Source organism: Alishewanella sp. d11, from assembly GCF_049390205.1.
GTDB lineage: Bacteria > Pseudomonadota > Gammaproteobacteria > Enterobacterales > Alteromonadaceae > Alishewanella.
Genome location: NZ_CP186547.1, coordinates 1,599,275 through 1,613,378 on the forward strand (window position 1 = coordinate 1,599,275; position 14,104 = coordinate 1,613,378).

Annotated in this window: 11 protein-coding genes, 2 tRNA genes and 3 rRNA genes; 11 read left to right on the forward strand and 5 right to left on the reverse strand. The window is 47.8% G+C overall.

What is annotated here, in order from left to right; translation table 11 throughout:
• Positions 1-9: 9 nt before the first annotated feature.
• The 3 genes from dprA (at position 10) to ACO1PK_RS07180 (ending at position 2,304) form a co-directional block, all read left to right on the forward strand.
• The gene (gene dprA, locus ACO1PK_RS07170; RefSeq protein ID WP_423187988.1) at positions 10-1,092 is read left to right on the forward strand and encodes a DNA-processing protein DprA; all 1,083 of its coding nucleotides are present in this window, start codon (positions 10-12) and stop codon (positions 1,090-1,092) included.
• Between the two features lie 2 nt (positions 1,093-1,094).
• Positions 1,095-1,568, forward strand: a complete 474-nt coding sequence (locus ACO1PK_RS07175) for a DUF494 family protein (protein ID WP_423187989.1) — start codon at positions 1,095-1,097, stop codon at positions 1,566-1,568.
• A gap of 184 nt (positions 1,569-1,752) precedes the next feature.
• Positions 1,753-2,304 carry a topoisomerase DNA-binding C4 zinc finger domain-containing protein gene (locus ACO1PK_RS07180; protein ID WP_423187990.1) on the forward strand — a complete coding sequence of 184 codons (552 nt, stop codon included), beginning with the start codon at positions 1,753-1,755 and terminating at the stop codon, positions 2,302-2,304.
• Positions 2,305-2,360: 56 nt separating this feature from the next.
• Here ACO1PK_RS07180 and ACO1PK_RS07185 read toward each other — a convergent pair whose 3' ends face one another.
• Together ACO1PK_RS07185 and purE are read right to left on the reverse strand one after the other, a co-directional pair.
• The gene (locus ACO1PK_RS07185; RefSeq protein WP_423187991.1) at positions 2,361-3,491 is read right to left on the reverse strand and encodes a 5-(carboxyamino)imidazole ribonucleotide synthase; all 1,131 of its coding nucleotides are present in this window, start codon (positions 3,489-3,491) and stop codon (positions 2,361-2,363) included.
• Positions 3,488-3,979 (reverse strand): 5-(carboxyamino)imidazole ribonucleotide mutase, encoded by a 492-nt coding sequence (gene purE, locus ACO1PK_RS07190; protein WP_423187992.1) that lies wholly within the window; start codon positions 3,977-3,979, stop codon positions 3,488-3,490. Before purE ends, ACO1PK_RS07185 begins: the two co-directional genes overlap by 4 nt.
• Positions 3,980-4,175: 196 nt before the next feature.
• On the opposite strand from purE, the gene hemF reads away from it, so the two are divergent.
• Entirely contained in the window at positions 4,176-5,105 is a 930-nt protein-coding gene (hemF, locus tag ACO1PK_RS07195) for an oxygen-dependent coproporphyrinogen oxidase (protein WP_423187993.1), read from the forward strand.
• Here hemF and ACO1PK_RS07200 read toward each other — a convergent pair.
• Entirely contained in the window at positions 5,102-5,524 is a 423-nt protein-coding gene (locus tag ACO1PK_RS07200) for a group II truncated hemoglobin (protein ID WP_229797045.1), read from the reverse strand. The genes hemF and ACO1PK_RS07200 overlap by 4 nt on opposite strands.
• Before the next feature lie 28 nt (positions 5,525-5,552).
• Between ACO1PK_RS07200 and aroE the strand changes: the two genes are divergently transcribed.
• Both aroE and ACO1PK_RS07210 read left to right on the forward strand, forming a co-directional pair.
• A complete protein-coding gene (aroE, locus tag ACO1PK_RS07205) occupies positions 5,553-6,368 on the forward strand; it encodes a shikimate dehydrogenase (RefSeq protein WP_423187994.1) in 816 nt (271 codons plus the stop codon).
• Complete coding sequence (locus tag ACO1PK_RS07210; protein ID WP_423187995.1) at positions 6,365-6,601, forward strand: DUF1488 family protein; 237 nt, start codon at positions 6,365-6,367, stop codon at positions 6,599-6,601. Before aroE ends, ACO1PK_RS07210 begins: the two co-directional genes overlap by 4 nt.
• Here ACO1PK_RS07210 and ACO1PK_RS07215 read toward each other — a convergent pair.
• Complete coding sequence (locus ACO1PK_RS07215; protein ID WP_423187996.1) at positions 6,598-7,131, reverse strand: gamma carbonic anhydrase family protein; 534 nt, start codon at positions 7,129-7,131, stop codon at positions 6,598-6,600. The genes ACO1PK_RS07210 and ACO1PK_RS07215 overlap by 4 nt on opposite strands.
• A 540-nt stretch (positions 7,132-7,671) precedes the next feature.
• On the opposite strand from ACO1PK_RS07215, the gene ACO1PK_RS07220 reads away from it, so the two are divergent.
• From ACO1PK_RS07220 to rrf, 5 genes are all read left to right on the forward strand, one after another.
• Positions 7,672-9,201, forward strand: a 16S ribosomal RNA gene (locus tag ACO1PK_RS07220).
• Positions 9,202-9,274: 73 nt separating this feature from the next.
• Positions 9,275-9,351, forward strand: a tRNA-Ile gene (locus ACO1PK_RS07225).
• Between the two features lie 95 nt (positions 9,352-9,446).
• A tRNA-Ala gene (locus ACO1PK_RS07230) sits at positions 9,447-9,522 on the forward strand.
• Between the two features lie 211 nt (positions 9,523-9,733).
• Positions 9,734-12,614 (forward strand): 23S ribosomal RNA (locus ACO1PK_RS07235).
• Between the two features lie 160 nt (positions 12,615-12,774).
• A 5S ribosomal RNA gene (gene rrf, locus ACO1PK_RS07240) occupies positions 12,775-12,889 on the forward strand.
• The 16S, 23S and 5S rRNA genes sit together here with 2 tRNA genes alongside, the layout of an rRNA operon.
• A gap of 405 nt (positions 12,890-13,294) precedes the next feature.
• Here rrf and ACO1PK_RS07245 read toward each other — a convergent pair.
• Positions 13,295-14,086, reverse strand: coding sequence for a hypothetical protein (locus ACO1PK_RS07245; protein WP_423187997.1), 792 nt, complete (start codon positions 14,084-14,086; stop codon positions 13,295-13,297).
• Between the last annotated feature and the right edge of the window lie 18 nt (positions 14,087-14,104).

Consider the following 14,104-nt stretch of genomic DNA (forward strand, 5'->3'; position numbering starts at 1 on the left):
TGGTGTGCTATGACGAATGTGCAGCACTGGCTTGCTTTAGCAAGTATTGGTCTGAGTGGCCAGCGGTATCGCGAGCTAAGTGAGCATATGAGTTTGGCGGAGTTGCTCGCGCTACCTGCTAGCACTTTGCAACAGATTGGCTTTACGTCTCGGCAAGCTCAGCGACTCTGTTACGAAGCAAAACCTTTGGCGGAGCAGGCCCTTGCGTGGCAAGCGGAAGCTTCTGATCACCATGTTATTTGTTTTGATCACCCACTTTATCCTCCGCTCTTGAAGGAAACCCGTCAGCCGCCGCTGGTATTATTTGTAAAAGGTGATGCCACTTTATTAGCAAAGCCACAAATTGCGATGGTGGGCAGTCGCTCTCCTTCGCCTACAGGGCGAAAAATTGCCCGGCAACTGGCAGCAGAATTGACCCAAAATGGCATGTTAGTCACCAGTGGTATGGCGCAAGGGATTGACAGTGAATGCCATAAAGGTGCCTTAGACGCAGGTGGGAAAACCCTTGCCGTGTTAGGGCATGGTTTAAGACAGATTTATCCAAACAGTAATAAACCGCTGGCAGCGCATATTGTGCAAGCAGGTGCCCTCATTTCGGAGTATTTTCCAGATATTCGAGCCAGAGCCGAATTTTTTCCGCAACGTAACCGTATAGTAGTAGGTCTTAGTACTGGAACTGTTGTTGTCGAGGCGGCATTAAAAAGTGGTTCTTTGATTAGTGCCCATCTGGCAGTGGATTATAATCGAGAAGTTTTTGCGGTGCCGGGGGCAATTACTAATCCGCAAGCTGCTGGATGTCACTATCTGATTCAACAAGGCGCTAAACTTGTCACCTGTGTGGCCGATATTCTTGAAGAGCGGGCGTTATTTGCCGACAATGGCTTAGCACAAGCCTCTGAAATAAATGCTATAGTAGACTTGTGTACTCAACAGTTGTTAGATAGCTTAGATGAACAACCGATACCAGTAGATTTACTTGCTGAGCGGGTTGGCATAACAGTGACAGACGTATCCATTGCCTTACTAGAGTTAGAATTAGCCGGTAAGGCTGCTGCAGTTCCTGGTGGTTACATTAGAGTGAGGGGTACCTGATTATGTTTGATATCCTCGTTTATCTGTTCGAAAATTACATTCACAATGAAGCTGATATCTATGTAAATCATGCGGATCTGACGAAAGAGCTCAGTAAAGCCGGTTTTCATGATGCAGACATTTTCCGTGCGCTGAAATGGTTAGATCGTTTATCGGCGTTACAGGAAAATCAAACCAAGCCATATTTATCCAAAGCAACCAGCAATGCAACGCGTATTCTTACCGTTGAAGAGTACCAGAAAATTGATACAGAAGGTCAGGGCTTCCTGATGTTCTTAGAGCAAATTAATGTGCTAGACGCGACTACGCGTGAGATGGTTATTGACCGCGTGATGGATTTAGACGGAAATAGTATTAGCCTTGAAGATCTGAAATGGGTGGTGTTAATGGTATTATTTAATGTACCAGGCCGTGAAAATGCCTATGCCCAAATGGAAGATTTGTTATTTGATGAACCTGAAGGTCCTCTGCATTAGCGGAGATCAACCTTGGTTTCAACGTAAGTCTATATTGCGTTATGTTTAACACTTTGCGCTTAGATTTTAATTAAACCTAACAGGGTTGGCTCTGAGATAATAAGTTTTGCAGGTGGGTAATGAGTATTACCGATCTGCAAAACTTAAACTTTGGCTAACTGCAAGCAAAGGTATTAGCGCGACCATGACAGATCATTCTCCACTTTTTTCCTTGAAAGAACATTCCGAACCTTGCCCTTTATGCCAGCAACCTTTGGTTATTCGCAGTGGTAAGACTGGTCCCTTTATCGGTTGCAGCGCATATCCTAAGTGTGAATATATTAAAGCATTGCACCAACATGAAAATACGATAGTGAAAGTGCTAGAGCAGGAAGCCTGTCCAGAGTGCACCTCGCCACTGGCGGTTAAAAACGGCCGTTACGGTATGTTTATTGGCTGCACTAATTATCCAAAGTGTCATTTTATTGTGCATGATGCGCCAGAAACGGCGAATACTGTGCAATGCCCTAAATGTGAAAAGGGCCGCCTTACGGAGCGTTTGAGTAAATATGGCAAAACCTTTTGGGGTTGCGATCAGTATCCAGATTGTAAGTTCTTATTAAACGATGCACCGATAGCGGGTACGTGCGAACACTGTGCTTTTCCATTACTAGTACAGAAAAAATCGGGAATATACTGTGCGGCGAAAGCCTGTCAGCGTAAACAGTCTGTTCCGACGCTAGCTGACGGATGCTAATTGAGCAAAAGATGCAGAAGCTTACTGCATCTTTATCTGGTTTTACTCAGTGTTGCTTAAATGCGTTCTAGCATTTGCGCCAATTCAGGAAAGGCGCTAGCTGGCAGCTGATCAATCAACTTCGCAAATAAGGTTTTAAGCTCTGCGCTGCTATGGGCTGACAGATTGATATGCCCCATTTTGCGACCGGCTCTTTTAGTTTTGCCGTACCAATGCAATCCTAAGGCGGGCAGTGTCAGTATGCTGGCTGGTACTTGATCTTCACCTAAGATATTTACCATCAAAGTAGGCCGAACTAATGCTGTGCTACCTAAAGGTAAACCACAGACTGCCCGTAAATGATTAGCAAACTGACAGCAGTCGGCACCTTGCTGCGTCCAATGGCCAGAGTTATGTACTCTTGGCGCGATTTCATTAACCAGCAGACGTCCGTCAACCTCAAAAAACTCAATCGCCAGCACTCCCACATAGTTAAGGCTATTGGCTACGGCGGCAAACATCTGCTCTGCTTGCTGCTGCAATGGCTGTGCTACTGGGCGGGCTAACGACACACTGAGTACGCCATTGACATGGTGATTCTCAGTTAGTGGATAAACTTTGACTTCGCCATTACTGCTGCGTGCACCCACTAAAGACACTTCGCGCTCAAAGCGAATAAACTGTTCAGCAACGATGGCTTGCTTGCTATCTGCTGCTAGAAATGCGGCTATTTGTTGCCAAACCGCTTTGGCATCGGCTGCGGTTTTTAAACGCCACTGGCCTTTGCCATCGTAGCCTGCCAGTGCGCTTTTAAACACTAAAGGTAAGCCGAGTTCTGCAATAGCAGTGTTGTAATCCGTTTCTGAGTTAATAATGCGATAAGCCGCACTGGCAACGCCGGCGCGCTCCAATAAAGCTTTTTCGATTCGCCGATCGCCGCCTGCCTTGATGGCTTCAGCGCCTGGTAAAAATTTACCGCTTTGCTGGCACTGCTCTAATATCGGTAGCGGGATATGTTCAAATTCAGCGGTCACTACATCGGCTGCCGCTAGTGCTTGCGCTAAGCCACTACCAAGTTGCGCCTGCGTTAGTGGGTGGACAATATGATCAGTATTCACATCATAGGCACTGATATTGATATTCAGCGGCGCACCGGCCAGTGCCATCATTCTGGCCAGTTGCCCAGCACCGAGTACTAAGACATTCATAGTGTTACCTGTGACGGATCGGGTTGGCTTAACACCATTTCAGTTTGAGCAGCACGGAACGCATCAATTTGTTTTAATAAGTCAGCATTACTGGTTGCCAGAATTTGTGCAGCAAGCAAGCCTGCATTCGCGGCACCGGCATCGCCAATAGCAAGGGTGCCAACGGCAACGCCTTTAGGCATTTGCACAATGGAGAGTAGCGAGTCTAAGCCCTTTAAGGCTTTAGATTGTACGGGTACGCCTAAAACAGGTAAGCTGGTAAAAGCAGCGGCCATGCCAGGTAAATGTGCTGCACCACCTGCGCCGGCAATAATCACTTTCAAACCACGCGCGGCGGCAGCTGAGGCGTAATCGGCTAATAACTGTGGTGTGCGATGAGCAGAAACCACTTTTGTTTCATAGGCAATGCCAAAACGGTCCAGCATATCTGCCGCATGTTTCATGGTAGGCCAATCTGACGTTGAACCCATGATAATACCAACCTGCATAGTGGTTTCCTTTGTGAACTTGATGAAGTCGAAGGTTTAAAGGGTTATTATAACGCTCATCGGGTTATGAATAAATCGTTTAGTGTTTATGCTTTGGTATCAGGGGCAGGTTAGAGAAATTCGTCTTGCGGTTTTAATAAGTTATTAACCTTTGGTACTGTCTGCATGCATAGGCTGGAAGTTTTCGGGAGTTAAGATGGCAAAGTATTCAGAACAATTGCAGCAGGTGCAAGCCTTTCTTATGGCATTGCAGGACAGCATTTGCCAGCAGTTAGAGCAAGCTGATGGTGGCGCACACTTTGTAGAAGATGCCTGGCAACGGGCGGAAGGCGGTGGTGGCCGTAGTAGAGTATTGACTGCAGGCAGCGTATTTGAACAGGCGGGGGTAAATTACTCTCATGTCTATGGTGCGCAAATGCCCGCGTCTGCTACCGCTCATCGCCCCGAATTAGCTGGGCGTAACTTTAATGCTTGCGGTGTCTCGCTGGTGATTCATCCGCATAACCCGTATTTGCCGACCACCCATGCCAATGTCCGATTTTTTATTGCTGAAAAAGCAGGTGAAGCCCCCGTATGGTGGTTTGGTGGTGGTTTTGACTTAACGCCATTCTACCCGTTTGAAGAGGATGTTATGCATTGGCATCAAACCGCAAAGAATGCGGTTGATCCCTTTGGTGCTCAGTACTATCCAAACTACAAAAAATGGTGTGACGACTATTTCTATTTAAAACACCGCAATGAAACCCGCGGTGTAGGTGGTTTATTTTTTGATGATTTAAATGCGCCAGGTTTTGAGCAAAGCTTTGCGTTAATGCGAGCGGTGGGTGAGGCTTTCACTCAAGCCTATTTACCCATTGTCGAAAAACGCAAAGCCTTACCTTATGGTGAGCGTGAACGACAATTCCAGCTTTATCGACGTGGCCGTTACGTCGAGTTTAACTTGGTGTATGACCGTGGCACCCTGTTTGGCTTACAAAGTGGCGGTCGTACTGAGTCCATTCTCATGTCGATGCCACCCTTGGTGCGCTGGCAGTATAGTTATCAACCCGAGCTGGGCAGTGCTGAAGCGCTCCTATACGAGCGTTATCTAAAACCGCAAGACTGGCTGTTACAGCAAGCCGATTAACAGTTAATCATATGGCTCGCCAGTTGCCCAATCGACTGGCGAATGCCTTCCCGTAGCAGCTTATCTGTTACAACCTCATCCAGCGCTTGATTCATACAAAACATCCATTCATCGCGCAGTTGTGCGTTCACGGTAAAAGGCATATGGCGGGCCCGTAATCTAGGATGACCATATTTTTCTTCAAATAAGGCTGGGCCACCTAGCCAACCGGATAAAAACTCAAAGAATTTTTGTCGAATGGTATCTAGCGGCAGAGGATGAATAGCATAAAGCGCTTTCGCTTCGGGCGCAGTTTCCATAATATCGTAAAAGCGATTGGCCAGAGCTCTTACCGCTGTTTCGCCGCCCATTAATTGATAAGGCGTTTGTTCTGGTGTCGGATGTGCCTTGCTATTTGTGGTACTTTTATTAAAAATCATCTGTATTAACTTCTTAAAAGGCATTCTTGTGGACCGTTACGCTGTATTTGGTAATCCGATAGGACACTCAAAGTCTCCTTTTATACATCAGCACTTTGCTCTGCAAACCGCTGAGTCGTTAAGCTATGAGGCTATTCTAGCACCAGTAGATAGTTTTGCCGACAGCTGGCGAACCTTTGTTGATCAGGGAGGGAGGGGGGCTAATGTTACCGTGCCGTTTAAAGAGCAAGCATTTGCACTGGCCGAGATTTTATCTGAGCGAGCGCAACAAGCTGGCGCGGTAAATACTCTCTATATAAATAGTGAAGGTAAGTTAGTAGGCGATAACACCGATGGTATTGGCTTGGTACAGGATCTTGAGCGCCTTGGAGCAAAACTGACTAATGCCTCTATATTACTGCTGGGAGCGGGGGGCGCAAGTCGCGGGGTTGTGGGCCCACTATTACAGGCAGGGGTTGCTAAAATCGTTATCGCAAACCGCACAGTGGCAAAGGCGCAAGCAATTGCTGAGGCTTTTCCCGCATCCGTTATTGCTGCCAAGCTAGATGCTATTCCCGAGCAGGCCTATCATCTGGTGATCAATGCTACTTCGTCAGGTTTAACAAACGAGCGACCAGCACTTGCTAGTAAGCACTTAATACACTGTCAATTAGCGTATGACATGCTATATGGGGCTAAACCAACGGCATTCTTAAGCTGGTGTAAAGAGCAGGGTGTACCTGTGCAAGCAGATGGCTTGGGTATGTTAGTCGCACAAGCGGCGGCGGCTTTTACTATTTGGCGTGGCAAGCAGCCAAACATTGAACCCGTACTTACCCTATTACAGGATCAGCTCCGCCGATGAATCAGCAGCTAATTTTTAACAATGACTTTTACTATGCAAAAGATAAAGCAGCCATCGGTTTTAGTTGCCTAGTAGCAGGACTAAAAGTTACTTGCTTTATACCTCTCATTATTACCGACGATCCAGAGCAAGCGTTATCCCAAGTAAAAGCCGAAGCCTTTACTTGGGAAGATAAAGCAGAGTTGGCTATTTCTAAGGATAGTTATAATGAGTTTGGTGAAATCTGGCTTTAAACTTCAGCCAGATACTCATCTTTCAGTTGGACATAGTTTAACGCTGACTCTTTTAGAAAAGCCATTTCATGCTCTGTTAAAGGCCTTGCTTGTTTAGCGGGGCTACCAACATATAAATAGCCACTGGCTAATCTCTTACCTGGTGGCACCAAACTCCCCGCACCGATGATCACATCATCTTCTACAACAACATCATCCATCACAATAGCGCCCATTCCAATTAAGATCCTATTACCCAGAGTGCAGCCATGCAGCATCACTTTATGACCGACGGTAACGTCTTCACCTATAATAAGTGGTGATCCTGCTGGTTTGCCTTTGCTCGGGCGTGACAAATGAAGCACTGAACCATCTTGTACATTAGTTCGCGCGCCTATGCGTATAAAGTTAACATCACCTCGGGCAGCGACTAAAGGCCAAATACTCACATCTGCAGCTAATTCAATATCACCCACTAATACGCTGGAAGCATCAATGTAAACGCCTGTGCCTAGCTTTGGTGCTATTCCTTTGTAAGTTCGTAACGTCATATACCCTCCAGTGTCGACATATTATGCAGTAAACGTGTTAAAAAGCTGCACTTCGTTGAAATTTTCTGCTAACAACACAAAATACCATGTTTTTATTAAAAAGAGGCTTGCGTCATTTCTAAAACGCCCTATAATGCGCGCCATGCCACGGGGTACTGCGCTTCACCAGAAACATAGCAGTAACCGAGTGATAAAGCGAGTTGCAAAAATCTTTTAAAAAGACGCTTGACAGTAAGTTTAAAATCACTAAAATGGCCGCCTCGCTTCAGGGTGCTAACGAAAGCCTCGAAAAGCGAAGTGTTGTAAAGTTGAGTTAATCGTAATGAAGAGTTTTAAAAAAGAATCTTCCTTACGCTTGACTTAAAATCTGGGAAGTGTAACATACGCCTCCCGCTTTGAAGTTCAAAGCGCGCTCTTTAACAATTAGCAATCAATTATCTGTGTGGACACTTATGATGATTTCGAAATGAAATTAATCAGTAGTGACCAAAGAAATTTAGTCAGTAATACTGAGCGTCACTTCGGTGACAGAAAGAACTTTAATTGAAGAGTTTGATCATGGCTCAGATTGAACGCTGGCGGCAGGCCTAACACATGCAAGTCGAGCGGATGAGGGTAGCTTGCTACCTGATTTAGCGGCGGACGGGTGAGTAATGCGTAGGGAGCTGCCCGATAGAGGGGGATACCAGTTGGAAACGACTGTTAATACCGCATAATGTCTACGGACCAAAGTATGGGACCTTCGGGCCATATGCTATCGGATGCGCCTACGTGGGATTAGCTAGTTGGTGGGGTAAAGGCTCACCAAGGCGACGATCCCTAGCTGGTTTGAGAGGATGATCAGCCACACTGGGACTGAGACACGGCCCAGACTCCTACGGGAGGCAGCAGTGGGGAATATTGGACAATGGGCGCAAGCCTGATCCAGCCATGCCGCGTGTGTGAAGAAGGCCTTCGGGTTGTAAAGCACTTTCAGTGGGGAGGAAGAGGTTGTTGTTAATAGTAACAATCTTTGACGTTACCCACAGAAGAAGCACCGGCTAACTCCGTGCCAGCAGCCGCGGTAATACGGAGGGTGCAAGCGTTAATCGGAATTACTGGGCGTAAAGCGCACGCAGGCGGCTTTTTAAGTCGGATGTGAAAGCCCCGGGCTCAACCTGGGAATTGCATCCGATACTGAAAAGCTAGAGTACGTGAGAGGGGGGTAGAATTCCAAGTGTAGCGGTGAAATGCGTAGAGATTTGGAGGAATACCAGTGGCGAAGGCGGCCCCCTGGCACGATACTGACGCTCAGGTGCGAAAGCGTGGGGAGCAAACAGGATTAGATACCCTGGTAGTCCACGCCGTAAACGATGTCTACTAGATGTTCGAGGTCTTGTACTTTGAGTATCGCAGCTAACGCATTAAGTAGACCGCCTGGGAGTACGGTCGCAAGATTAAAACTCAAATGAATTGACGGGCGCACAAGCGGTGGAGCATGTGGTTTAATTCGACGCAGCGAAGAACCTTACCTACTCTTGACATCTACAGAAGAACGCAGAGATGTGTTTGTGCCTTCGGGAACTGTAAGACAGGTGCTGCATGGCTGTCGTCAGCTCGTGTTGTGAAATGTTGGGTTAAGTCCCGCAACGAGCGCAACCCTTATCCTTAGTTGCCAGCACGTAATGGTGGGAACTCTAGGGAGACTGCCGGTGATAAACCGGAGGAAGGTGGGGACGACGTCAAGTCATCATGGCCCTTACGAGTAGGGCTACACACGTGCTACAATGGTACGTACAGAGGGAGGCAAGCTGGCGACAGTGAGCGGATCTCTTAAAGCGTATCGTAGTCCGGATTGGAGTCTGCAACTCGACTCCATGAAGTCGGAATCGCTAGTAATCGCAAATCAGAATGTTGCGGTGAATACGTTCCCGGGCCTTGTACACACCGCCCGTCACACCATGGGAGTGGGTTGCAAAAGAAGTAGGTAGCTTAACCTTCGGGAGGGCGCTTACCACTTTGTGATTCATGACTGGGGTGAAGTCGTAACAAGGTAACCGTAGGGGAACCTGCGGTTGGATCACCTCCTTACCTATATAGAATGAGTTATAAGTGTTCACACAGATGATTGATTGCATGAGATAGAGCAAAGGTTTTTTACAATTGGTCTGTAGCTCAGGTGGTTAGAGCGCACCCCTGATAAGGGTGAGGTCGGTAGTTCGAGTCTACTCAGACCAACCAATTCGCCGCCAAGCGTTGTTGCAGCAAACCTCACATACTGTAAGTATGCTACGGTTCACTGCGCCTAGCCTGACAACGAATGTACCATATTAAATGGGGTTATAGCTCAGCTGGGAGAGCGCCTGCCTTGCACGCAGGAGGTCAGCGGTTCGATCCCGCTTAACTCCACCACTAATTTTGCACGTAAGACCGACAAATCAAGGTAATTGATTGCTCCTAAAATTCAAATATAAACGCTTAAGACATTTAAGTTTTTCTATTTGAGTTTATCTCAAACTGCTCTTTAACAATTTGGCAAGCTGATGTAAAAAGAAACAAATCAAGGATACATATATTGTATACCTTACTCACACCTGCACTTCAAGACATTTTGGGGTTGTATGGTTAAGTGACTAAGCGTACACGGTGGATGCCTTGGCAGTCAGAGGCGATGAAGGACGTACTAACCTGCGAAAAGCTACGGGGAGCCGGTAAGAGGCGCTAATCCGTAGATGTCCGAATGGGGAAACCCAGTGCATTTATGCACTATCGTTACATGAATACATAGTGTAACGAGGCAAACCGGGAGAACTGAAACATCTAAGTACCCCGAGGAAAAGAAATCAACCGAGATTCCGTTAGTAGCGGCGAGCGAACGCGGACTAGCCCTTAAGCTAGATTGGTGTTAGTGGAATCATCTGGAAAGCTGAGCGATACAGGGTGATAGCCCCGTACACGACAACACCTTTATAGTGAAAACGAGTAGGACGGGACACGTGGTATCCTGTTTGAACATGGGGGGGCCATCCTCCAAGGCTAAATACTCCTGACTGACCGATAGTGAACCAGTACCGTGAGGGAAAGGCGAAAAGAACCCCTGTAAGGGGAGTGAAATAGAACCTGAAACCGTGTACGTACAAGCAGTGGGAGCCCACGTTGTTGGGTGACTGCGTACCTTTTGTATAATGGGTCAGCGACTTACATTCTGTAGCGAGGTTAACCGAATAGGGAGCCGTAGGGAAACCGAGTCTTAACTGGGCGAATAGTTGCAGGGTGTAGACCCGAAACCGGGCGATCTATCCATGAGCAGGTTGAAGGTTGGGTAACACTAACTGGAGGGTAAGAACCCACTACTGTTGAAAAAGTAGGGGATGACTTGTGGATCGGAGTGAAAGGCTAATCAAGCTCGGAGATATCTGGTTCTCCTCGAAAGCTATTTAGGTAGCGCCTCGAGCGAATACCATTGGGGTAGAGCACTGTTTGGGCTAGGGGTCATCCCGACTTACCAACCCCATGCAAACTCCGAATACCAATGAGTACTACTCGGGAGACACACGGCGGGTGCTAACGTCCGTCGTGAAAAGGGAAACAACCCAGACCGCCAGCTAAGATTCCCAAAGTGATGATTAAGTGGAAAACGATGTGGGAAGGCATAGACAGCTAGGAGGTTGGCTTAGAAGCAGCCACCCTTTAAAGAAAGCGTAATAGCTCACTAGTCGAGTCGGCCTGCGCGGAAGATGTAACGGGGCTAAAATCATCCACCGAAGCTGCGGATTCACACTAAGTGTGAGTGGTAGAGGAGCGTTCTGTAAGCCTGCGAAGGTGTCTTGAGAAGGATGCTGGAGGTATCAGAAGTGCGAATGCTGACATGAGTAACGATAGGGGAGTGAAAAACTTCCCCGCCGAAAGACCAAGGGTTCCTATCCCATGCTAATCAGGGTAGGGTGAGTCGGCTCCTAAGGCGAGGCTGAAAGGCGTAGTCGATGGGAAACAGGTTAATATTCCTGTACCGGCCAATACTGCGATGGGGGGACGGAGAAAGCTAGGCAAGCGCGGCGTTGGTAGTCCGCGTGAAAGTGCGTAGGTTGGAGGAGTAGGAAAATCCGCTTCTCTAAGACTGAGACACGAGACGAGTCACTACGGTGACGAAGTTGCTGACGCTCTGCTTCCAGGAAAAGCCTCTAAGCTTCAGGTATTGGTGACCGTACCCTAAACCGACACAGGTGGTCAGGTAGAGCATACCAAGGCGCTTGAGAGAACTCGGCTGAAGGAACTAGGCAAAATAGTACCGTAACTTCGGGAGAAGGTACGCTCTTGTGTGTGAATGCCTTGCGCAGTAAGCACGTGAGAGTCGCAGTGACCAGCTGGCTGCAACTGTTTATTAAAAACACAGCACTCTGCAAACTCGTAAGAGGACGTATAGGGTGTGACACCTGCCCGGTGCCGGAAGGTTAATTGATGGGGTTAGCGCAAGCGAAGCTCTTGATCGAAGCCCCGGTAAACGGCGGCCGTAACTATATACCCTAAGGTAGCGAAATTCCTTGTCGGGTAAGTTCCGACCTGCACGAATGGTGTAATGATGGCCAGGCTGTCTCCAGCCGAGACTCAGTGAAATTGAAATTGCGGTGAAGATGCCGTATACCCGCGGCTAGACGGAAAGACCCCGTGAACCTTTACTATAGCTTGGCACTGAACATTGACCCTACATGTGTAGGATAGGTGGGAGGCTTTGAAGCTGGGACGCTAGTCCTGGTGGAGCCGTCCTTGAAATACCACCCTTGTATGTTTGATGTTCTAACGTAGGTCCCTGAATCGGGATTGCGGACAGTGTCTGGTGGGTAGTTTGACTGGGGCGGTCTCCTCCTAAAGAGTAACGGAGGAGCACGAAGGTTGGCTAAGTACGGTCGGACATCGTACGGTTAGTGTAATGGTAGAAGCCAGCTTAACTGCGAGACAGACACGTCGAGCAGGTACGAAAGTAGGTCATAGTGATCCGGTGGTTCTGTATGGAAGGGCCATCGCTCAACGGATAAAAGGTACTCCGGGGATAACAGGCTGATACCGCCCAAGAGTTCATATCGACGGCGGTGTTTGGCACCTCGATGTCGGCTCATCACATCCTGGGGCTGAAGTTGGTCCCAAGGGTATGGCTGTTCGCCATTTAAAGTGGTACGCGAGCTGGGTTTAGAACGTCGTGAGACAGTTCGGTCCCTATCTGCCGTGGGCGTTGGATGATTGAGTGGAGTTGCTCCTAGTACGAGAGGACCGGAGTGAACGAACCGCTGGTGTTCGGGTTGTCATGCCAATGGCACTGCCCGGTAGCTACGTTCGGAACGGATAACCGCTGAAAGCATCTAAGCGGGAAGCCGGCCACAAGATGAGTCATCCCTTAGGCTTTAAGCCTACTAAAGGGTCGTTGGAGACCACAACGTTGATAGGTGAGGTGTGGAAGCGTGGTGACACGTTAAGCTAACTCATACTAATTGCCCGAGAGGCTTAACCATACAACGCCCAAGATGTTTTAGAAGAAGGTTGTGAGTAACCTAAGTCAGCTTGTTAGATATAAGAACATGTTTTTATCAATTCCTTGCATGGAATTGACCCGACAAAAAGCACGAGTGTGCCGCACTGAAGGGCGTTAAAGCATGTTCCAAACAGTTTTTGCCTGGTGGCAATAGCGCTGTGGAACCACCTGAACCCATTCCGAACTCAGAAGTGAAACGCAGCTGCGACGATGGTAGTGTGGCATTCGCCATGCGAGAGTAGTACACCGCCAGGCACCTCATAAAGCCAAAGAGCCCACTCAGTCGAGTGGGCTTTTTGCTTTATCCGCTACGCGGGTATACTACACCCGCATGGCAGCCACAGCCCCTGCGTGGTGTGGCATTGCGAAACACGTCCTGTGTTTCGCCCTTCGGGCCTGCCTTCGGCAGTCCAAAACTGCTCCCAGCAGTTTTGTCGCCATGCGAGAGTAGTACAGTGCAGCTAGGAATTCGACAAGCCGACAGTTTTGCTTGGCTGTGGTTTTTAACGGCGGTATACTGCTCGAGCTGTGCTCATACCGCTCGATCTTAAAGTGTGTTCAGCCATGCCCACTCTGGAGCACATCTTTATCACCCGATTGGGTATCGCTGACAAAACTGTTCCGAGCCTTGTTGTAGGTATGCACTCTAATTTCTGGAGACTATTTACGAAGCAAATTACCGTTTAAGTCAAATAGCCAGTCAGCTGTGCCGAGTTCTTTGATCAGCATAGATGCTTCTGACAAAGGTCTGGCGGCAATAAATTGTTTTTGCGTATCAAGAAAAATGAGCCATTCGCTGGCTTGTTTCGCTATATTCTGTTCGTTAAATTGGCTATGCATGCCCATATAAATTGGCATTACGTTACGCCAGCCTTGTTCTAACCGGAATATGTAACGACTTTGATAGTCTGGATGCAGAAAATTGGCCTGTTCGATTGCATTCAATTGTGTTCGGTCGAATACCCGAGCGATAGCAACACTGTTGGCACGTTGCAAATAGCCACGTAGTAATTGCAGTTGTTGTTCGCTTACTTCGTTACTCTTATTGTCGGTTAGACTATTTGTTATCGGCTCTGCAATCTCCAGCGAAAAGAGATGTAGTTCGTATTGATCGAGATTTTCAAGGTATAAATGTAATTCTGCACAGCTGCCTGATTGTAGGGGGGCGCGTGGTTGTAAGCGTTGCCACTCGGCTGCTTCTTGGCTAGCAAAGAGAAATGTTTCATAAGGAAGTTGTAGTTTAGTCTCGATCGTCGAGCGTAACAATTGTGCATCTGGTAGACCTGCTTGACGATAGTCACGTTTTGACTGGCAGTTTTCATATTGTATGTTGAGCACATGATGAGCTTGTTTGGCTGCCAATGCTGCTTGAATCAGGCTACGATCTGAGTGCGAAAGGTGTTCAAGGTTAAGTTGACTGCTAGCAAGCAGCAAGGTTAAAAGTGTTAACATAGGATCTCCGCGAATTTA